General features: G+C 41.4%; 25 protein-coding genes and 1 tRNA gene. 1 reads left to right on the top strand and 25 read right to left on the bottom strand.

Translation table 11 applies throughout. From position 1 onward, the window contains the following. Positions 1-176 precede the first annotated feature (176 nt). The 6 genes from D8863_RS09920 to pbp2a form a co-directional block, all read right to left on the bottom strand. Positions 177-248: transfer RNA gene (locus tag D8863_RS09920), tRNA-Glu, on the bottom strand. 64 nt (positions 249-312) lie between these two features. Beyond that, the gene (locus D8863_RS09915; RefSeq protein WP_125389314.1) at positions 313-786 is read right to left on the bottom strand and encodes a sigma-70 family RNA polymerase sigma factor; all 474 of its coding nucleotides are present in this window, start codon (positions 784-786) and stop codon (positions 313-315) included. 120 nt (positions 787-906) lie between these two features. Next, positions 907-1443 carry a transcription termination/antitermination protein NusG gene (gene nusG, locus D8863_RS09910; protein ID WP_000376732.1) on the bottom strand — a complete coding sequence of 179 codons (537 nt, stop codon included), beginning with the start codon at positions 1441-1443 and terminating at the stop codon, positions 907-909. A 57-nt stretch (positions 1444-1500) separates the two neighbouring features. Next, positions 1501-1677 (bottom strand): preprotein translocase subunit SecE, encoded by a 177-nt coding sequence (secE, locus tag D8863_RS09905; protein WP_000505776.1) that lies wholly within the window; start codon positions 1675-1677, stop codon positions 1501-1503. A 9-nt stretch (positions 1678-1686) separates the two neighbouring features. Next, positions 1687-1839 carry a 50S ribosomal protein L33 gene (rpmG, locus tag D8863_RS09900; RefSeq protein ID WP_009755504.1) on the bottom strand — a complete coding sequence of 51 codons (153 nt, stop codon included), beginning with the start codon at positions 1837-1839 and terminating at the stop codon, positions 1687-1689. Positions 1840-1891: 52 nt separating this feature from the next. Then, entirely contained in the window at positions 1892-4087 is a 2196-nt protein-coding gene (gene pbp2a, locus D8863_RS09895; protein WP_125389317.1) for a penicillin-binding protein PBP2A, read from the bottom strand. Between the two features lie 86 nt (positions 4088-4173). On the opposite strand from pbp2a, the gene D8863_RS09890 reads away from it, so the two are divergent. Further along, a complete protein-coding gene (locus tag D8863_RS09890; RefSeq protein ID WP_125389319.1) occupies positions 4174-5049 on the top strand; it encodes an RluA family pseudouridine synthase in 876 nt (291 codons plus the stop codon). Positions 5050-5116: 67 nt separating this feature from the next. Here D8863_RS09890 and gap read toward each other — a convergent pair whose 3' ends face one another. The 19 genes from gap to D8863_RS09795 all read right to left on the bottom strand — a co-directional run. Further along, positions 5117-6124: a type I glyceraldehyde-3-phosphate dehydrogenase gene (gap, locus tag D8863_RS09885; RefSeq protein ID WP_000260679.1), complete on the bottom strand. Its 1008-nt coding sequence runs from the start codon at positions 6122-6124 to the stop codon at positions 5117-5119. Positions 6125-6444: 320 nt separating this feature from the next. Continuing rightward, positions 6445-9096, bottom strand: coding sequence for a bifunctional acetaldehyde-CoA/alcohol dehydrogenase (gene adhE / locus D8863_RS09880; protein ID WP_061421821.1), 2652 nt, complete (start codon positions 9094-9096; stop codon positions 6445-6447). A 295-nt stretch (positions 9097-9391) separates the two neighbouring features. After that, the gene (locus D8863_RS09875; protein ID WP_000413192.1) at positions 9392-9805 is read right to left on the bottom strand and encodes an MORN repeat-containing protein; all 414 of its coding nucleotides are present in this window, start codon (positions 9803-9805) and stop codon (positions 9392-9394) included. After that, on the bottom strand, positions 9792-10235 hold the full coding sequence (locus D8863_RS09870) for a low molecular weight protein-tyrosine-phosphatase (protein WP_125441812.1): 444 nt from the start codon (positions 10233-10235) through the stop codon (positions 9792-9794). Before D8863_RS09870 ends, D8863_RS09875 begins: the two co-directional genes overlap by 14 nt. 47 nt (positions 10236-10282) lie before the next feature. Next, positions 10283-10603 carry a preprotein translocase subunit YajC gene (gene yajC / locus D8863_RS09865; RefSeq protein ID WP_025168800.1) on the bottom strand — a complete coding sequence of 107 codons (321 nt, stop codon included), beginning with the start codon at positions 10601-10603 and terminating at the stop codon, positions 10283-10285. 128 nt (positions 10604-10731) lie between these two features. Next, positions 10732-12708: a transketolase gene (gene tkt / locus D8863_RS09860; RefSeq protein ID WP_125441811.1), complete on the bottom strand. Its 1977-nt coding sequence runs from the start codon at positions 12706-12708 to the stop codon at positions 10732-10734. Positions 12709-12825: 117 nt separating this feature from the next. Further along, the gene (locus D8863_RS09855) at positions 12826-13449 is read right to left on the bottom strand and encodes a ribonuclease P (RefSeq protein ID WP_125441810.1); all 624 of its coding nucleotides are present in this window, start codon (positions 13447-13449) and stop codon (positions 12826-12828) included. A gap of 55 nt (positions 13450-13504) precedes the next feature. Beyond that, positions 13505-14491, bottom strand: coding sequence for an RNA-binding cell elongation regulator Jag/EloR (gene jag, locus D8863_RS09850; RefSeq protein ID WP_125441809.1), 987 nt, complete (start codon positions 14489-14491; stop codon positions 13505-13507). Between the two features lie 14 nt (positions 14492-14505). Continuing rightward, positions 14506-15333 (bottom strand): membrane protein insertase YidC, encoded by an 828-nt coding sequence (locus D8863_RS09845; RefSeq protein WP_185756305.1) that lies wholly within the window; start codon positions 15331-15333, stop codon positions 14506-14508. Next, complete coding sequence (gene rnpA, locus D8863_RS09840) at positions 15308-15679, bottom strand: ribonuclease P protein component (RefSeq protein ID WP_000748120.1); 372 nt, start codon at positions 15677-15679, stop codon at positions 15308-15310. The genes D8863_RS09845 and rnpA overlap by 26 nt, the downstream gene beginning before the upstream one ends. Positions 15680-15828: 149 nt before the next feature. After that, complete coding sequence (locus D8863_RS09835) at positions 15829-17019, bottom strand: acetate kinase (protein WP_000167790.1); 1191 nt, start codon at positions 17017-17019, stop codon at positions 15829-15831. 50 nt (positions 17020-17069) lie between these two features. Next, positions 17070-18023 carry a class I SAM-dependent methyltransferase gene (locus D8863_RS09830; RefSeq protein ID WP_125441808.1) on the bottom strand — a complete coding sequence of 318 codons (954 nt, stop codon included), beginning with the start codon at positions 18021-18023 and terminating at the stop codon, positions 17070-17072. A 58-nt stretch (positions 18024-18081) separates the two neighbouring features. Continuing rightward, entirely contained in the window at positions 18082-18672 is a 591-nt protein-coding gene (locus D8863_RS09825; protein ID WP_125441807.1) for a class I SAM-dependent methyltransferase, read from the bottom strand. A 32-nt stretch (positions 18673-18704) separates the two neighbouring features. Next, complete coding sequence (comGG, locus tag D8863_RS09820; protein ID WP_125441806.1) at positions 18705-19118, bottom strand: competence type IV pilus minor pilin ComGG; 414 nt, start codon at positions 19116-19118, stop codon at positions 18705-18707. Then, positions 19096-19557, bottom strand: a complete 462-nt coding sequence (gene comGF / locus D8863_RS09815; RefSeq protein ID WP_125441805.1) for a competence type IV pilus minor pilin ComGF — start codon at positions 19555-19557, stop codon at positions 19096-19098. The genes comGG and comGF overlap by 23 nt, the downstream gene beginning before the upstream one ends. Beyond that, entirely contained in the window at positions 19520-19822 is a 303-nt protein-coding gene (comGE, locus tag D8863_RS09810) for a competence type IV pilus minor pilin ComGE (RefSeq protein WP_185761476.1), read from the bottom strand. The genes comGF and comGE overlap by 38 nt, the downstream gene beginning before the upstream one ends. Further along, complete coding sequence (gene comGD, locus D8863_RS09805) at positions 19785-20219, bottom strand: competence type IV pilus minor pilin ComGD (protein ID WP_185761475.1); 435 nt, start codon at positions 20217-20219, stop codon at positions 19785-19787. The genes comGE and comGD overlap by 38 nt, the downstream gene beginning before the upstream one ends. Beyond that, on the bottom strand, positions 20182-20505 hold the full coding sequence (gene comGC / locus D8863_RS09800) for a competence type IV pilus major pilin ComGC (protein WP_061421834.1): 324 nt from the start codon (positions 20503-20505) through the stop codon (positions 20182-20184). Before comGC ends, comGD begins: the two co-directional genes overlap by 38 nt. Position 20506: 1 nt before the next feature. Beyond that, positions 20507-20861 (bottom strand): type II secretion system F family protein (locus D8863_RS09795; protein WP_185761474.1); only part of this gene is annotated, 355 nt, incomplete at its 5' end.

Raw genomic sequence — 20861 nt, 5'->3', positions numbered from 1 at the left:
TCAGTACTATAACCTCAGTTATAGTGCCCTGCACATTGGTTCGTCTTGTTCAGTTTTCAAAGGTCTTTGTCACTCATTCTCTCTTGAGCGACAACTATATTAGTATATCACAGCTACCTGCCTCTGTCAACAGATTTTTTAAACTTTTTTCAAGTTTTTTTAACCGCAATACACCATAGTCCGTACGGGATTCGAACCCGTGTTACCGCCGTGAAAAGGCGGTGTCTTAACCCCTTGACCAACGGACCTTGAGTTTTTCAACTCTTTCTATTATACCTACTTTTTTACCTTTGTCAAGGACTTTTTTCCTCTTTACCGAAATTCTGAAAAGATTAGGGAAAGTTCTCTCAGAAGAGCTTTACGTCCTCTAAAGACTTCTCCTCCCATTAGACGATCTATTAATTCTTGTTTTTCCATACTCTGCTTTGATTTGTAATTCTTTAGAAGTTCGTGAAAGAGATAATAATCGTCCAGCCTGAGTCCTTTTTCTCCTAGACGATGGCTAATCTCACTCACCTCTTCATAGGGTTCTTTGTCAAAACGGCGCTTGTGGCTTTCCTGTTTACGGATGTAATCTAGGATACGATTTCTAAACTTTGTTTTAAAGCAGACATAAAGTCGATGGCGCTCGCCCTCTAATAACTCTGGATTGCGACTCACCAGCTCATACAGACATAACATGCCTTCCTGATCCCAGTCCTCTTTCTCCCACAGATGCAAATGATAATCTTTGCGACACTTATGGACGATTCCCTTACTTTCTTCATATAAGTCTTTTATATTCATAGACCTCTCCTTTCTGCATTTAGTTTAGCAAAATGCGAGAGCCCCTGGGTCTAGTTCCTCTATTCTATACTTCTTCCTCCCTCAACAGCACATAAAAAGAGAGGCAAAGCCTCTCTGGGGTTATAATTCTGCAATTTGGTTGAGATTCACTTCTGCAATCGTATCATTACCAAACATAGAGATAATCATCTTCACTTTGTTGTTATCAATTTCAGTAATTTTCCCTGTGTAGTCTGCAAAAGCGCCATCAATGATGCGGACTGTCTGGCCAACTTCAACATCAATATCAAACTCTTGAACAGTTTGTCCCATTGAAACCAGAATATCACGGATTTCTTGTTCCAATAGTGGAGTTGGTTTTGATCTGTTACCATGTGAGCCGACGAATCCTGTTACGTTAGGTGTATTTCGAACGACGAACCATGCTTCATCGGTCATGACCATTTCTACAAGGACATAACCTGGAAAGCGATTCTCTTCAACTTCCTTTTTCTTTCCATTTTTCTCAACTTGCACGGTTTGTGTTGGAATCTCAACGCGTAGAATATTATCCAACATGTTATATGTTTGCGCACGTTGCAATAGATTTTCTTTTACCTTATTTTCATAGCCAGAATAAGTTTGTAGAACAAACCATCCCTTGTCAAAACTATCCATGATATTTCCTTTCATACATATATAGAAGAAAGCTAGCAGAAGCTCTCTGCTTTTCTTCTAAAAAATGTTAATAAATCGAATCAAACCTGATACAATCAACTGGTCAAAAATGTAAATGATGACCACAAAGAAGGCTGTGTATTCCATAATAGAGCGAAAATCTCTCCAGCTTTCTTTGCGAGTTGGCCAAGTTGTTTCTTTAAGAAGTTTAAAAATATCCTTAATAAAACCCATCGTTCTCTCCTATCTCGTTTCTCTATGTGTCGTATATTTTCCACAATGTTTACAAAATTTATTTACTTCTAGTCGTGTTGGCTTGGGGTTCCCACTAGTTTTGATTGAATAATTCCTTGAACCACAAACTGCACAAGCTAGGCTTGCTTTTTTTAGTGCCATAACGCCTCCATCTTATCTATTATAACAAGAAACCTAGGCTTTGACAAGCCTCTTAACGAAATAGATTAAGGATTGAGTCCCATATTGTCTGGGCTTTTTCTTTTATCTTAGCTTCTGAAATCGCACGTCCTGCTTCATCTACAAGATTTTGTGCACGACTACGAATATCTCCAATCGGGTCCTCAGACTGGTTTGTCTCATTTTCAACAACTTGCTTTTTCGTATTTTCTGGTTCAATCCCATTTTGTTTATAAGCATTCTCAACTGTAAAAGTGCTACCTGGAGTGTATGGCAAAATGGTATTAGCCATACTTCTAAAGACATGAGCTGCTCCATTTGAGGTTGAACCTGCTAGATAATGGTTCTCATCCGTCGTCGGGAAGCCGAGCCAGTGGGTAATTACCACATCTGGAGTATAACCAATCACCCACTGGTCACTAGTATATACTGAATTAAAAGCAGCCTCAGTAGTACCTGTCTTTCCAGCCATAACATAATCTGTTGGCGACGAACTAATTCCTGTACCATTGGTAAATGTTCCTAGCATCATACTGGTCATTTTATCGGCTACCGACTTATCAATCACTCGTTTTTGAGAATTTTTATGACTCTTGATAACCTGACCACTGGCATTTTCAATACGAGTGATAAAATGCGCTTCAGGCATCAGACCTTCATTAGCAAAGGCTGCATAGGCTTGCGCCATCTGGAGGGGATTCGTTTCTACGCCTCCACCGAGAGCGACTCCAAGAACTCGATCAACATTTTCCATATTCAGACCAAATCTCTCCCCAGCGTCAAAAGCTTTGTCAATACCTAATGCATTTACAGTCGCAACTGCAGGGAGGTTGAGTGATTCCGCCAAGGCCTGATACATAGGTACTTCTGGAGATGTCTTAATACCTGCATAGTTGTCTACTTGATAACTGTTGTACTGCATCGTATGATTATCCAGTTGCTTGTTCAAAGCCCATCCTGCTTCTACTGCAGGTGTATAAACGACTAAAGGTTTAATGGTTGAGCCTGGGCTACGCTTAGACTGAGTGGCATAGTTGAAATTGCGAAAGCCTGGTTTGTCATCACCAGCTACACGACCAACAACTCCACGCACTCCACCAGTCTTGGGTTCTAGAGCGACACTACCTGATTCGGCATGCGTTCCGTCTTCTGCTGTTGGAAATAGCGAAGTGTTTTCATAAATAACCTGCATGTTTGCTTGGTAGTTTTGGTCAAGCTCTGTGTAGATTCGATAGCCGTTGTTAACAATCTCTTCTTCTGTGAGATTGTACTTGGAAACCGCTTCGTTGACAACTGCATCAAAATAGGACGGGTAACGATAATCCGAAACTTTGCCTTCATACTTATCTTGCAGTTGAGAAGCCATATCTACTCCAGCCGCTTCGGTCTCTTGATTTTTATCAATATAGCCCGCTGCAACCATATTTTGCAAAACAGTATCCCTACGGTTGGTCGAAGTTTCAACAGAATTTAATGGATTATACAATTCTGGTCCCTTGAGCATCCCTGCTAGAGTGGCCGCCTGATCAAGCGTTAGTTGTGAAGCCGATACACCGAAATATTTCTTACTTGCATCTTCAACACCCCATACCCCATTTCCAAAGTAGGCGTTATTGAGGTACATAGTAAGGATTTGCTCCTTGCTGTATTTCTTGGTCAACTCTAAGGCAAGGAAAAACTCCTTGGCCTTCCGTTCAACGGTCTGATCCTGAGAAAGATAAGCATTTTTTGCCAACTGTTGAGTGATGGTGGATCCCCCTCCAGAACGACCTGCTGTAAGGATAGCTAGAAAGAAACGACCGTAGTTAATTCCATCATTTTTATAGAAGGAACGGTCCTCTGTCGCGACGACAGCATTCTGCAAGTCTTTACTGATATCTGTCAGTTCAACATAGGTTCCCTTTTGACCCGACAGGGCTCCTGCCTCTTTTTCTTCGCGATCAAAAATCAGAGTTCGCGTTTTCAAGGCATTTTGCAAATCATTGACATTGGTAGACTTGGCTATCGCAAATAGGTAGGTTCCTACTATCAAACCTGCACTTAACCCTAAAATGATGACGATTTTTGTCAGATGATAACGACGCCAGAATTTCCGAATTGGGCCTACTTGGGACAATTTTTTTCTATCGCTCCGTGAACGACGCATGCTCGTCGAATCAGACTCCGTGGATTCATTTGTTTCTTTTTTAAAGAGAGAAAGAAACTTCTCAAATAATTTATCTAATTTCATGCGTTTATTTTATCATCTTCACCATAGGAACTCAAGAATTTAGCTACTCCCTATCCAAATAGGGCTTTTTTTGTTACAATATCTGTATGCAATTCACTTTTACATTACCCGAATCCTTGCCTCAAATGACGGTCAAACAATTCCTAGAGGAACAACTCCTCATCCCTAGAAAAATCCGCCATTTTTTGAGAATCAAGAAGAACATCTTAATCAACCACAAAGAAGTTCACTGGAACGAGATGGTCAAACCAGGGGATGTTTGCCAATTGACTTTTGACGAGGAGGATTATCCCTCAAAGGAAATCCTTTGGGGCAACCCAGACCTCGTTCAGGAGATTTATCAAGATCAACATCTCATTGTTGTCAACAAACCCGAGGGGATGAAAACGCACGGCAATCAACCAGATGAAATTGCCCTTCTCAACCATGTCTCTGCCTACGTTGGTCAAACCTGCTATGTCGTTCATCGCCTGGACATGGAAACAAGCGGTTTAGTGCTTTTTGCTAAAAATCCTTTTATCTTACCCATTCTCAATCGTTTGTTGGAAAAAAAGGAAATCGCTCGTGAGTACTGGGCACTTATAGAAGGGCGAGTAGAGAGTAAAGAACTTGTCTTTCGAGATAAAATTGGTCGTGATCGACACGATCGTAGAAAAAGAATAGTCGATGCAAAAAATGGACAATATGCTGAAACACATGTAAGCAGATTAAAGCAATTTCCAAATCATACTACCCTTGTCTGTTGCAAACTAAAGACCGGTCGAACGCATCAGATTCGTGTTCACCTTTCTCATCATAAGCACCCTATCCTGGGCGATCCTCTCTATAACTCTAGATCAAAGGTAAGCAGGCTCATGCTTCATGCCTTTCGACTTTCCTTTACTCATCCACTCACCTTAGAACAATTGAGTTTTACTGCCCTCTCAGATACTTTCGAAACAGAATTAAAACAAAATGGATGATAGCATCATCCATTTTTCTATATAATAAAAGCAAGACCAGAAGGCCTTGCTTTTATCGACTCAAGAATTATTTAGCGATTTTTGCAAAGTATTCAAGAGTACGTACAAGTTGTGCAGTGTATGACATTTCGTTGTCGTACCATGATACAACTTTAACCAATTGTTTACCGTCAACGTCAAGAACTTTAGTTTGAGTTGCGTCAAACAATGAACCGTAAGACATACCTACGATATCTGAAGATACGATTGGATCTTCTGTGTAACCGTATGATTCGTTTGAAGCTGCTTTCATAGCTGCGTTCACTTCATCAACAGTAACGTTCTTTTCAAGAACTGCTACCAATTCAGTAACTGATCCAGTTGGAGTTGGAACACGTTGTGCAGATCCGTCAAGTTTACCGTTCAATTCTGGGATTACAAGACCGATAGCTTTAGCAGCACCAGTTGAGTTAGGAACGATGTTTGCAGCACCAGCGCGAGCACGGCGAAGGTCACCACCACGGTGTGGTCCGTCAAGGATCATTTGGTCACCAGTGTAAGCGTGGATAGTAGTCATCAATCCTTCTACAACACCGAAGTTGTCTTGAAGAGCTTTAGCCATTGGAGCCAAGCAGTTTGTAGTACATGAAGCACCTGAGATAACTGTTTCAGTACCGTCAAGAACGTCGTGGTTAGTGTTGAATACGATTGTTTTAACATCGTTTCCACCAGGAGCAGTGATAACAACTTTCTTAGCTCCACCTTTAAGGTGTTTTTCAGCTGCATCTTTCTTAGCAAAGAAACCAGTTGCTTCAAGAACGATTTCTACACCGTCAGTAGCCCAGTCGATTTGTTCTGGATCACGTTCAGCAGAAACTTTAACGAATTTACCGTTAACTTCGAATCCACCTTCTTTAACTTCTACAGTACCGTCGAAACGACCTTGAGTTGTGTCGTATTTCAACAAGTGTGCAAGCATAACTGGATCTGTAAGGTCGTTGATGCGAGTAACTTCAACACCTTCTACGTTTTGGATACGGCGGAAAGCAAGACGACCGATACGTCCGAAACCGTTAATACCAACTTTAACTACCATTAGTGATTTCCTCCTTATGAAAATCATGAAAATTTTATTGTGAAAAGAGTAACTTGAATCACTACAAATCACCTTTCAACAAACCTATTATATAACTATTTGAGTTTAATTGCAAGTACGGGCGTTGATTTTCTCTCCTGCTTTTCTACTTTTTCTCCCCCTTTTTATTCATCCATTCTTTTATTTCCAAAGCATATCTCTAGAATCTTTTATAATATCTGCATATTCTCTTCATTATCAAGGTGAAACCCCAATTTCAACTCTTTAAGAGTTTACAAAAAAAGAGACAGGATAACTCCTGTCTCTAGGCTGATAAACGATTATTTACGACGTCCTGGTCGTTCTGCATAACCATAGTAAGCATCTGCCATGATTTCTTCCATGTCAGCTACCATTGGCAAGCGTGGGTTAGCAGGTGAACATTGGTCTTCATAAGCAAGCAAGGCAATTTCATGCAAGCTGTCTTTCCAAGCTTTTTCATCGATTCCAAAGCCTTTGAAGTTCATTGTGATTCCAACTGCTTCACCAAGATCGTAAACTGCTTTGGCATACGCTTCAACCGCTTCTTCTGGAGTTGAGTGAGGCAATCCAAGCATTTTCGCGATGTCTTGGAATTTCTCATCAGCTTTCCAGTAGTTGTACTTAGGCCATGTAGTTGTCTTAGATGGGCGAGTACCGTTGTAACGGATAACGTATGGAAGCAAGATTGCATTTGTACGTCCGTGAACAGTATGGTGAACACCACCAATCTTGTGGGCCATTGAGTGGCTCATACCAAGGAAGGCATTGGCGAAAGCCATACCAGCCATTGTAGACGCATTATGCATTTTTTCACGTGCTTCCGGGTCAGCTGTCTTAACAGATTTTTCCAACCATTCAAAGACAAGTTTGATTGTTTGAAGGGCGATACCGTCTGTGTAGTCGTTAGCAAAGTTTGAAGTGTAGGCTTCAGTAGCATGAGTCAAGACGTCCATACCTGTATCAGCTGCGATGAAGTCTGGAACTGACTCAACCAAAGCAGGGTCAACAATGGCAATAGTTGGTGTCAATGAGTAGTCAGCCAATGGGTATTTACGGTTGTTTTTCTTATCAGAGATAACGGCAAATGGTGTTACTTCTGAACCTGTACCTGAAGTTGTTGGGATACCGATGTACTTCGCTTTTTTACCAAGTGATGGGAAGCGGAAGGCACGTTTACGGATGTCCATGAATTTTTGAACCAAGTCACGGAAGTCGATTTCTGGTTGTTCGTAGAAGAGCCACATTACTTTGGCCGCGTCCATTGGAGAACCACCACCAAGAGCGATGATTGTATCTGGTTCAAATGCTTTCATCACTTCAGCACCACGTTCTACAGTTGTGATGTCTGGATCTGGTTCAACATCTGAGAATACTTGGATAGTTACACGGTTGCTACGTGCGTTCAATTGATCGATAACACGTTGAACAAAGCCAAGTTTTTCGATAGATTTGTCTGTAACAATCATAACGCGTTCAATATCTTCACATGTTTGAAGGTATTGGATAGAATTGCGTTCGAAGTAAATTTTTGAAGGAACTTTAAACCACTGCATATTATTTCTACGTTTCCCTACTTTCTTGATGTTTAGAAGGTTGATCGCACTCACATTATCACCGACTGAGTTGTGTCCATATGAACCACATCCAAGTGTCAATGATGGAATGAAGGCATTGTATACGTCACCGATACCACCGAAAGTAGATGGAGAGTTCCAGATAATACGCATTGCTTTGATTTCTGTACCAAAGCGTTTAGCAAGAGCTTCGTCTTTTGTATGGATAGCTGCTGAGTGACCAAGTCCGTTAAACTCAACCATTTGGCGAGCTTTTGTAAGACCGTCTTCTGTGTCTTCAGCTTTTAGGACAGCGATAACTGGTGACAATTTTTCACGAGTCAATGGTTCTTTCGGTCCTACTTCTGCACATTCTGCAGCCAAGATGTTTGTTCCTTCTGGAACACTAAATCCTGCTTGTTCTGCAATCCATGCTGCTGGTTTACCAACAATGTTTGCATTTAGTTTAGCACCAGCACAGTTTTTGCTGTTTGCTTTCACTCCGAAACAGAATTCTTCAAGAAGCGCTTTTTCTTTCTTGTTTACAAAGTAAGTGTGATATGATTTGAATTCTTCTACAAATTCGTCATACACTTCTTTATCAATGATAACCGCTTGTTCTGATGCACAGACCATCCCATTATCAAATGATTTAGACATAACGATGTCATGAGCAGCTTGACGAAGGTCAGCAGATTTTTCTACATAGGCAGGAACGTTTCCGGCACCTACCCCAAGAGCTGGTTTTCCACATGAGTATGCAGCTTTAACCATGGCATTCCCACCAGTTGCAAGAATAGTTGCAACACCTTCGTGGTTCATTAGCGCTCCAGTTGCTTCCATAGATGGCTTTGTAATCCATTGAACACAGTTTTCAGGAGCACCAGCTGCAATCGCTGCATCGCGAACGATTTGTGCTGCGTGAGCAGAAGACTCTTGAGCTGATGGATGGAAAGCGAAAACGATTGGGTTGCGTGTCTTCAAAGCAATCAAGGATTTGAAAATCGCTGTTGAAGTTGGGTTTGTTGTCGGAGTGACACCACAGATTACCCCTACAGGCTCCGCAATCTTTGTCAAACCTGTAATTGGATCATCTTCAATAACTCCAACTGTTTTAACTCCACGCATATTGTTCACTACGTGTTCGCAGGCAAATAGGTTTTTTGTCGCCTTGTCTTCAAATACTCCACGACCAGTTTCTTCAACTGCGTGTTGTGCAAGGATACCGTGTGCGTCAAGTGCTGCAACCGAAGCTTTTGCTACGATATAGTCAACTTGCTCTTGGTTCAATTTGCGCATTTCATCAAGCGCAACCAAGGCTTTTTTCACGAGACCATCGACATGCTTTTCAGCAGCAAGTTGTTTTTCCTCTGGGGTTACTGTTTTTTTATCAGCCATATTATCCTCCATAGCCTTTAAGGATGTTATCCTTTGTTAATTTTTTCACAAGTTTATTATAACTCTTTTTTTATGCTTTGTAAACAGTTTCATAAGCATTTCACAAAGAAATTTTCTAAGATTGTGATTTTTTTCTCAATATATCTATACAATAGAGTTTTGTCTGGACGATTGTGAAATTATGGAAAAAATTTTTTTATTTCACAAAGTTTTTCTAGTTGATAGTTAGTTATCGAATTCAAGCGAAGAAAGCGCTTTCTTTTTTGGTTTTGAGAATAGCCTCCTAACTTGGAGACTACTGTTTTTGCTGAAAAACGCCTTGTTTAAAGGTTCCTTCATAAACGACTTCTTGCTCTGTCGTCAACTTCCCTTGACCTTCAGCCTGACCATTTACAAAATCACCTTCGTATTTCCAGCCATCTTTTGATTGGAAAGTTCCTTTCCCATTAAAGGCTCCATTATTGAAATCACCTGTATATTGGTCTCCATTTTCAAAGGTCAGGGTTCCTTGACCATTCATTTTTCCTCGTACCAAGGTGCCATCATAAACAAGAGCTCCACCATCAAGTGTCAGGACACCCTTTTTAGGCGTATTTAGCAGAAATACCGAAAGAGCACAGAGTGCCATTACAACTACTGCAACGAGCTCTAACCTAGGACGAGTTAGGTAAACTCTACACTTCTCATAAAATTGTTTAAGCTTTTCCATTGTCACTCTCATTTTCTAATCGATCTAGCCAGCTTTGACATCCACTTGTGATACGAGCATAGGTTTCCTCAAAATCTCCTGTATACCAAGGATCTGGGACACTTTCAGCCGCAAAAGAGTAGATCTTGTACTGTAGTTCCTGAGGACACATGTGACGCAGATCTGAAAGGTTTGAAGCATCCATACCGATAATGTAATCAAACGATTCAAAGTCTTCCCTGCCAATCTGAAGCGATGTTTTATCTTTGTCATACGGGATCTGATATTGCTGGAAAATTCCTTGCGTTCCCTTATGAATCGGATTGCCATGTTCCCATGATGACGTCGCCCGACTCTCGATGTGGTAATCGCTCGTCATGGACTTCATCACAAACTCTGCCATGGGACTTCGGCAAATATTTCCTAAGCAAACAAATACTATTTTTTTCATCCCTTTTCCTCTCATCTCATAGAAAAACGGGAGTGACAGGTCCCGTTTTATTCTTCGATTGCTCCGCCTTCGTCAACAACTGTTCCTTCTGGTGTCACAGCTTCTTTGAGTGGCAAAACGGTCTTAATCGCAGCCAATTCAAAAGTCAAATAAACGCCATCTACATCCAGTACGATTGTACCTTTCTCAGTATCTACTTCATCCACTGTTCCGTAAAGCCCACCAATTGTAATGACTTCATAGCCTTTTTGAAGCTTGTTCAAGCTTTCCATACGCTTTTGTGCTTGTTTCTTTTGAGAACGTTGCATAAAGAACATCAAGGCAAACATACCTACAAGCATGATCAAAAATGTTAAATTTGGACTAATATTTTCCATAGTATTTTCTCCTTTGTATTTTACATAGGACTACTATATCAAATTTCAGCTACTTTTACAAGATTGTGCCTTGTTTTTATGGTTATAAAAAATCAGAGTTTTCACTCTGATTTCTGCGATTATTTCAAGTTTTGAACGACTTTGACTAGATTTTCAACTGTAAATCCATACTCCGCCAATACTTTTGGTGCTGGGGCAGATGCTCCAAAGGTATCAATACCGAGAACGGCACCATCAAGACCAACATATTTGTACCAGTTTTGAGTTGCACCCATTTCGACTGCAACACGACGGCGAACTGCATTTGGAAGGATTTCTTCCTTGTATGCTGCATCTTGTGCGTCAAAGACATCTGTTGATGGCATGCTAACTACACGGACTTTTGCCCCTTGGCTAGCCAATTCTTTGGCAGCTGCGACCGCCAAATTCACCTCTGAACCTGTTGCAATCAAGATCGTATCAAAGTCTGCTGCATTTTCATAGACAACATAGGCACCTTTCGCAACTTTATCAAAGTCTGTTCCCTCTTCGACAGTCAAGTTTTGACGTGTCAAGACAAGGGCAGTTGGTGTTTTTTCGCTTGTCACGGCAAGGTACCAAGCCGCTTGAGTTTCACGCGCATCTGCTGGACGGAAAACATTCAGATTTGGCATAGCACGGAGACCTGCTAAGTGTTCAACTGGTTCGTGAGTTGGACCATCTTCACCAACTGCAATCGAATCGTGGGTAAAGACATAAGTCACAGGAAGTCCTTGCAAGGCTGACAAGCGGACAGCTGCTTTCACATAGTCAGAGAAGACGAAGAAGGTTCCACCATAAACACGAAGTCCACCATGAAGGGCCATACCGTTCAAGATCGTTCCCATAGCAAATTCACGAACACCAAACTGAATGTTGCGGTTCAAGCGATTAGCGTCGTCTTGAAGTCCATCCGTTTTGATATAAGTCATGTTTGAGTGAGCAAGATCAGCTGATCCACCTAAGAAAGTTGGCAATTTAGCAGCGACAACGTTCAAAGCATCTTGACTTGAATTACGAGTTGCTTGAGAGAAACCATTTTCTAAGGCTGGGAAGTCTGCTGGAGTCACCTCAACTGGGTCACGTCCGTCGATGATGGCTTCGACTTCTGCAGCAAGTTCTGGATAAGCTTCTTTATAATCAGCAACTAGTTTTATCCAAGCTTGATAAGCTGATGTGCCACGGTCTGCAACATTTTCCTTGAAATCAGCATATACTTCAGATGGGATTTCAAATGGTTCATAGTCCCAACCGAGAGCTTGGCGAGTAGCCGCAGTTTCATCTGCTCCAAGAGGAGCACCGTGTACCGCATTAGTTCCTTGTTTATTTGGAGAACCGTATCCAATAACAGTCTTCACTTCAATCAAAGATGGTTTTCCTGAAGCTTTAGCAGCTTCGATAGCCGCATGGATTGCTTCCAAGTCTGTTCCATCTTCAACCAAGGCTGTATGCCAGCCGTAGGCATTGTAACGGTCACGAACACTTTCAGTGAAAGAATCCTTTGTCTCACCATCCAAGTTGATGTCATTTGAATCATAAAGAACCACCAACTTGTCAAGTTTTTGCAAGCCTGCGTATGAAGCCGCCTCACTTGAGACACCTTCCATCAAATCTCCGTCTCCACAGATCACATAAGTATAGTGGTCAAAGATATTGAAGCCTTCGCGGTTATATTTGGCTGCTAGGAAGCGTTCTGCTTGGGCAAAACCAGTAGCAGTAGAAATCCCTTGTCCTAGAGGACCAGTTGTAGCATCAACCCCTGCAGTATGCCCAAATTCTGGGTGACCTGGTGTTTTAGAACCCCATTGGCGGAAGTTCTTGACTTCATCCATGTTAACATCTTCAAAACCAGAAAGGTGAAGAAGGGCATAAAGAAGCATAGAGCCGTGTCCTGCTGAAAGAATAAAGCGATCGCGGTTGATCCAGTTTGGTTGAGCTGGATTGATACGAAGTTGCTTTGTAAAGAGGCTATAGGCCATAGGAGCAGCCCCCATAACCACCCCTGGGTGACCTGAGTTTGCTTTGTTGATGGCGTCAATACCTAGAAAACGAATTGCATTAACAGATAGATTTGACATAGAATTTCCTTTCTCTTTGAGGTGATTAATAAATCACACATCCTATTTTACTATTATATGAAAAAATGCATAGAATAGCAATAAAACAATTTGCGTTCATCTAACACATTTGATTTTCTATTCCCTCGTCACTTCATAGTACGGAAGCAAGCGCGCATATGCCTCTTCTAGCTTCTCCAATATCGCTTCTACTGACTGATTTGCAATGAAGGAAACATCTGCCTTAACCAAAACTTTACGAACTTCCTGACTTCTCAGCTTCTCTCGTAAAGCACAACGATTCTCCTTAGTAACCTCCACCTTATGACTTTCTCCATTTGAATAGACTAGATAATAAATTCCTTCTACCGCTGGAAGTTCTAAAACCTTGGCTTGCTTGTCTAAAGTCTGTTCATCTTTCTTGCGCTCGATGAAACTGACTTCCAAAGAAATCCCATAATCATCAGGTGTTCCATACAAACGAAGAGCCATCATAGGTTCTGTCACTTGACCTTCTCTCTGTAGATAGGCCCAGAAATGCGGCCGCAAGCGTTGCGCTTGGTTCATCCACTGACTAGTCTGTTGGAGTTGCCATTCTGGATGACTTGCTTGAAAAGTTTTGGCCAGTTCTGTAAAAGCCTTCCGGGCCTCTTGACCTTTTTGCCGCAAGTCCAGCATCTTTTCTCTTTCATCGCCAGCTTTATCAGGATTACGGTACTGGACTCCTGCAAATGATAGGTATTCTCTAACTGCTTTCAGCATATCTGAATCTTTCCTTTCCTAGCAAAAAATCAGGATGAACCTGATTTTGCTTTGCTTATTCTGCATCTACGACAACATAGCGATTTGGCTCGTCACCTTCAGAGTAACTCGTCACACCATCCATGCGTGAAATAATGCGATGGATAATCTTGCGTTCGCTATTTGACATTGGATCAGTTTGTTGGCTACGTCCTTCTTCTAAAACGCGAGTCGCCAATTTTTGAGCGTAGGTTTGCAAGACTTCTGCACGGTGTTCAACGTAATCATTGACATTGATCGTGATGTAGAAGGTTCTTGAATAGCGATTGTAAAGGTAATTTTGCGCTAACAGCTGAAGAGCTTTCAAGACTTTTCCGTGGTAGCCGATAATACGACCTGGTTCATTGGTGTCAATTTGAAGATTGATGGTGCGGCGATTGTAGTCGCTTGAAATCGTCCCTTCAACATCCATATCATCTACAATGGTTTGAACGTAGCTAGCTACTTCAGTTGCCACTTGTTCGATGTCATAACTTGGTTCTACTTTCAAACCTAAATCTTCCAAAGATTGACTTGTTGCTTCCTGCGTTTCAGTTTCTTTTTCTGGAGCAGATTCCACTTCCTCGGTAGTATCCTCTGGTTCCAAATCATTTAAAATTGAAATATGGCCTGTTTCTTCCAAAATCGTGCTGGCATGCTTTTCATTTTTCAAGATTTCAGCCTTGACCTCTTCAGAAACGCCTTGACCTTCTTCTTCAATCTTCTTAATCGCTTCCACTACATGCCCCAAATCAACAGTTGCTTCACTTACTGTTTTCACGGGTTCATTTTTTTCATTGACTTCTTTTGGAACCCCTTTAATGGCCTGCTGATTGGCTTTGATCACTGTCGTTTCACTAATCGCTTCGATATCAACTTGAGCTGGCTTCTTACCAAACAAGCCTAAGAATCCTTTTTTCTCTTTTGAAACGACCTTGATGTGGGCCTTCATTCTTGGAATGTCTAATTCTTTCAATCCTTTTTGGATTGCTTCTTCAACCGTTGAACCTGTAAATAATACCATTATCAGATTCCTCCTTATTTTTTCTTTTTCTGTGCTTTTTTCAAAGCTCTTCTCTTCTTGCCTTCTAAATCTTTTTCTGCTTGCACCACTGCTTCTCTTTCAGCAATAATCTTGAAAGGATTGTTCAAGAAATAGGTTTGCAAAACTTGGTAAGCATTGGATACGGCCCAGTACAAGGCTACACCACTTGGGGCGGAGATGGCAAAAACAAAGATCAATACAGGCATACCATACATCATCCCTGTCGTAGCTCCACTTTTTTCGGACAAAGCTTTATTTGATAACCAGCTACTCAAGAAGGTAAAGACTGCCGCCAAAATTGGAAGGACAAAACTTGTATCTACTCCTCCCAAATTAATCCATAAAAAGTGACCTGTTTTCAAAAAGTCTACTCGACTCAAGGCTTGAAAGAGTGCCAAGAGAACAGGCATTTGTATTAAAATCGGCCAGAGAGAGGATGAATGTTTGATCCCTAACTCTTTATAAACCTTACGCATCTCCTGGTCTAGCTTGGTTCTACTTTCCATATCACGACCCGGATATTGCTCTCGCAAAGCCTTGATGCGCGGTTGAGCCTCTTGCATTTTTCTAGAGGCAACCATCTGTGTCTGAAAGACCGGTAATAGAATCGTCCGGATCAAAATCGTGAAGAGGATAATCCCCACTCCGATACTAATGTCAAAGGACAAAAAGCGGATAATTTCAGCAAAAAAATAGACGAATTTGCTCCAAAAGTCTGTCGAATCTGCTGTTATATCGCTAGCTGTACCATTTGTTGCACAGGCTGTCATGATAAACAAGGACAAGCCTAACAAACTAGTCAACTGTAGTTTCTTTTTCACTCCCATTTCCTTCCTGGTAAATCTTTGATAACTTTAATACGTGGAGTAGGTTTTTCTCCATCTCTGCATATTCCAAGGTTTCCACCCCTTTTCGGGCAATCACGACAAAATCAACATGCTCTACTAAACTCCCTTTTACACTTTGTAGAATGTGCCGGATTCGTCTCTTAATTTGATTTCTGGTAACTGCATTCCCCAGCTTTTTGCTGACGGACAGTCCTACTCGAAAATGGTTTTGCTGGTTTTCCAATTGGTAGACAACAAATTTTCGATTGGCAAAACTTGTTCCGTCCTTGAAAATCGCCTTAAAATCTTTCTCTCTTTTTACACGAAAGCTTTTCTTCAAAACTCAACTCCATCTATTAAATTACTACTATTATACCATATTTTTTGAAAAAGCCAATAACAGCAAGGTTTTAGACATTTTCTACATAAAAAAAGCTGGAAAATCTCTTTCCCAACTTCTTTTTACAATCAAATTTTACGTGTATTTACTTATTTTTTCAAGCGCTCAACATCGCGTGCAATCACCAATTCTTCATCTGTTGGAATAACCAAGACACGGATTTTCGCTGCGTCAGTTGAGATGTCTCCCGTTACGCCAAAGACGTTCTTTTCTGGATCCACATCACAACCAAACCAAGAGATACCTGAAATGACATCCTCACGAACCAAAGCTGCATTTTCACCGATACCTGCTGTGAAGATAATCGCATCTGCTCCATTTAAGACTGCAAGGTATTGACCGATATGTTTTTGGATACGATCAACATACATTTCATAGGCTAAAGTCGCATCATGATCTCCTGCTTCCATGGCAGCAATCACATCACGCATATCGCTTGACTGACCAGAAACTCCCATAAGCCCTGATTCACGATTGAGAACGCGACTAATATCTTCTGGGGTATTAAAATCCTCTGTATATTGCATGAGATAAGGGATGATAGCAGGGTCAATATCTCCTGTACGAGTTCCCATCATCACACCTCCAAGTGGTGTGAATCCCATAGAAGTATCCACAGACTTCCCACCCTTAACAGCTGTGATAGAAGCCCCGTTACCAATATGGCAGGTAATCAATTTCAAATCTTCTAGAGGACGGCCCAAAAGTTTCGCTGCTTCTCCTGCGACAAACTGGTGGCTTGTCCCGTGGGCACCATATTTACGAACCTTGTTGTCTGTGTAATATTTAGTTGGTAGAGGGTAGCGATAAGCCTTTTCTGGCATGGTTGTGTGGAATGAGGTATCAAATACGACAACACTGGTAATATCTGGAAGCAATTCCTTAAATGCGCGAATTCCAGCTGCGTTAGCTGGATTGTGAAGAGGAGCCAAGAGTCCCAATTCCTCAACTTTTTCTAACACATCTCCCTCAACAACTGTTGATTCCTTGAAATATTCACCACCTGCAACGACGCGGTGGCCGACACCTGTAATTTCATCGTACCCTTTGATAATGTCAAAACGAATCAAGTCATCCAATAAAATTTTAACGGCTTGTGTGTGGTCTTCAATATCAAGAATTTGTTGCTCCGAACGACCGTCAAATTTTACTGTTGAAATTGAATCTTTCAATCCAATACGTTCAATCAAGCCTTTAGCCAAAACTTTCTCTTCTGGCATTTGATAAAGTTGCCATTTCAAGCTTGAGCTTCCTGCATTGATTGCAATTGTTTTTGTCATAAGATGATACCTCTTTTTAAGCGTTTTCATCTATTATAACAAAATCTCTTTTATATTTCAGTACCTTTGCTCCAATTTTGAAAATTTTCTTTAAAGGTCAACAAAACTGACGGATCTTGCAAGCTAGTAAGAGGGTAGACAAAGGGTTCTATTTCCTTATCTCTTTTCTTCTGTAAGACAAAAATACTTTTAGCTTGGCTTGCAGTTGAGAAAATATCCTCTGGCAGAGCGATGATAGCAGCCAGACTCACTTCGTCTTTGAGCCACCCTTTTAATAAGTCACTTTGAGGACTGGTCAATAAATCACTCGGAGCTAGAAAAATTGCATAGCCATCTGACTTAAGGTACTTGAGGCCTTGTTCCATCAGCAAATGGTGGGCATAGGTATGCTCTTGACTAGAAGCCACTTGATAGCGAGAAGCGATGGCATCGTCTGGGTAATAGCCTACAGGCAAGTCGCTGATGACCACGTCGCTTTCTTTAAGCATTTGCGGACGAACGGCATCTCCTTGGACAAAACCAGCCTGCAAACCAATCACATCTGCCATACTGGCTGCCAAATCAATCAGCAAGTCATCCACTTCGATTCCCAAGTAATCTACTTTTTTAGAGAGAGAAGTCAAGAAAGTAGCCCCCAAAACCCCCATACCAGAACCGATTTCGAGGATGCTAATTTCCTCTTTGTGAAGCAACTCTTCTACAACAAGTACCAAGAGGAGGGAGATGGCATCTGGTGTAAACTGGTGATTGGCCTGTAAAGGTTCCGTTTGTCCTGCCTTCATCAAGAGAAACTGGTAAGTCTTGAGCCATTCTTCCTTGCGAAGCGCTAAGCGTTTAAGGGCTTGATTGTTCTCCTTGACCTGATCTAGTTGGGTCTCACCATCCAGGTAGATACTATTTTGCTCTACCAAGGCATCATAAAAGTTGGTCGCCAAATCACTTTGGATGACTTGGACATTCTCTAGTAAATACGTATAAGCTTGTTCAATTTTTTCAAAATCCATATTCCTATCTTATCAAATTTCCCTCCTTTTTTCCATCTGAAGAGAAAAAATCACTGCTTTAGTCAGCGAGTGATTTTTGGGCTACAGTTAAAAAGAGTTCTGCGTAATTTCCGAGGAAAAGATCTTCTGCACTATAGAGGATCTGACTGTCAATGCTCGAAAAACCAAACTGGGCGAGCTTGGTTTCCAGTTCAGCTAAATCAAAACCATGATGGTTAGGCTCTATCTTAGTAAAATCAGCAATGAGGACCTGTCCATTCTCCCTAAGATGATGGTGAAACATGGCAAGAGTAGCATCTAGATCAGGCATATGATGAAGAACCCGACTGACAACAATCAGGTCAAATTGCTGTTCCAAGGGATTTGCCAGTAAATCCTGCTCCAAAAACTGGATATTCTTGATTTCTTGCTGATCTGCTTTCAAACGGGCTTGCTCCAGCATTTTCTCCGAGATATCTACAAGGGTAACCGACTTGGCCTGCTTGGCTAGGGGCAAAGCTAATAGACCTGTCCCACCACCGAAATCCAGAATTTCTTTGTCTGATAGAAGAGCGATCTGTTTTTCAACTGCTTGACAAACCAAATTTGCAAGAAAGATATTTTTGGGCGAATCAAAAGTTTCTGCTTTGTGATTAAAATCATGTTTCATGCTTTTAGTTTAGCACAAAGAAGTTGAATTGACTAGGATTTGTCTTTCTTTTCAGGCTTTTCTTCTGATTTTTTCTTCCCTGCTTGATTGCTTGAATCAGTCGCTACCTCTTCCTTTTTAGCTGTTCTCTTTTCTTGGGTTTTCATCGGAGGAAAGAGAAATTCATAGTTGCCCTTATTCATACGAACACTTGTTGCAAAACCTGTTTTCGTATTGTGATACCTGACTTTTCCTAAGTTAAAGACTCGTTCTCCACTTTCTTGTTCAACCTTATCTTTACTTCGCTTGGCCATGGCAAAAGCTGCCAACTTTTCTTTGTTTAGGGCAAAGTCTTTGTGATGGGCTACTTGCCGATTTAAATAAAACTGCAACAAAAGGCTAAAAATAGCTGCCATGGTAACTGCATATAAGAGAACGCCTGCCTTAACTTTTTGCTTTTTCCACACGATAGATGAACTCCCTTTCTAAGCCCTTTTGAAATTGGAAACGAAAGCGAACCAATTGATTTTCCTCTGTAATCTGTGCTGATTTGAGTCCATAAACCATAGGTTGGTAGCCCCGTCCGCTGGTATCGGTCTTCCGAAAATCATCCGATTTAGACTTCCCTATAGAGATATCCTTACCATCTTGTTTCATGTAGAGGCGATTGCCTTCTACCTTTTCAAACTGCGAACGCTCTAACTCTACCTCCAGTTGATCCACAAACAAGAGCCACTCCTTTTGCTCGCTTTGCTTCTGGTAACGAACTTCTGAAATGAGGAGCTGACTCATAGCCTGAAAGAGGAGCAAGCCTCCGCTAATGACGATAAGGGCAATCAGAGATTCTAAAAGAGTGAACGCTCTTACCTTACTGCTCTTTAAGATTGAGCAACTTCTCTGAACCATGGTAGACCTCCAATCCCTTTTCACTAGCAAATACCTGAATCTCAACTCCGTTTATGTTTACTTGATTTTGCCCTGTTTGCAGAGCCATCTTCGCCACACGCAAGACTTCTTCCTTTTGCAAGATTTCTGCCTCTTCTTGTCTATTTTTCTGAATTTGTCCTAAAAGGAGGGTTGCAATGCTGGCAAAAACGGCTAGAGCAACCACCGCCTCCAGTAAAATCACTGCCTTAATTTTTTGTTTCCTTAATGCGTTTAATTTTTCCATTTCCTAGATATAATTGATAGCGAATCGCTCCTTTACTGGTCTGAAATTCAACCTTAGCCAGGGACGAATTGCCCCCAGCTCGGTCAAATATAATGCTTTGTCCTGATGGTGCCTGAATTCCTTTAGGAACGGTCAACTTTTGACTGTCATTACTGATCGTCTGTCCATCTAAGTTCAAGCTGGTCTTTTGCTGACTGGCTAGACTGCGTTTTTGCGTTTCCCTATAGAGTTCTTCAAACTCCATAAAGAAAATCTGCTCCTCTACCGTTGCAAAACTGGACTGGACAGAGCCAGACAAGCCTAAACCAAGGATACTCACAAGTCCCAAAACTAAGAGACTTTCCAGCATAGTAAAGGCCTTAATCTGCAACAGTTTGACTTGTTTTTTGTTTTGCATGGTAGTCTTTATAAGCTTTAGCTTGCTCAGCTGTGATACGACCGTCCGCTTGTAATTTGCTGAGGCTGGCATCTTCATTCTTGTCCAGACTATAGAGCTCTGCCTGGCTTTCCACAACCTTGACAACAGCAGCTTTTCCTTTGTCATCAACGGCATCCTTTTGCTTGGTCAAATTGGGTACAAAGAGCAAGAGAAGAACGCTGATGATGAGCAAGACGACTAACATCTCTACCAGAGTGAAAGCTTTAACCTTGGCTTTTTTTAATTTTGTCATGAGTTTTTTCATTTTAAAAATTTACCTCCATATTTTGATACATGGGCATAAGCATTGCCGCATAAAGTAAAACGATAATCAGGGCCACAAAGATAAAAACCAGTGGCTGTACTAAGTTCATGGTGCGGTTGACTCGGGTAAAAAAGGCTTCCCAAGTCTTTTCTGCATAGATTTCCAACTCACTCCCTAGCTTGGACTTGACTTCTCCATACTCGATGATGAGACTCAACTCCTTTTTAAAGAAAGGATAGGTTCCTATAGTCTGAGAAAATCCGCGACCATTTTGCAGGGCTTGAGCCAGATCTTGACCGATTTCTTTAAAGAGCTGAGAACCCTGTTCCTGCATGATCTGAAAAATCTGCGTCAGC

The sequence above is a fragment of the Streptococcus oralis genome (genome assembly GCF_003943825.1).
Taxonomy (GTDB): Bacteria; Bacillota; Bacilli; order Lactobacillales; family Streptococcaceae; genus Streptococcus; species Streptococcus oralis_CD.
Note: the sequence above shows the minus strand (reverse complement) of the source record. Positions and strands in the feature narration are given on the sequence as shown.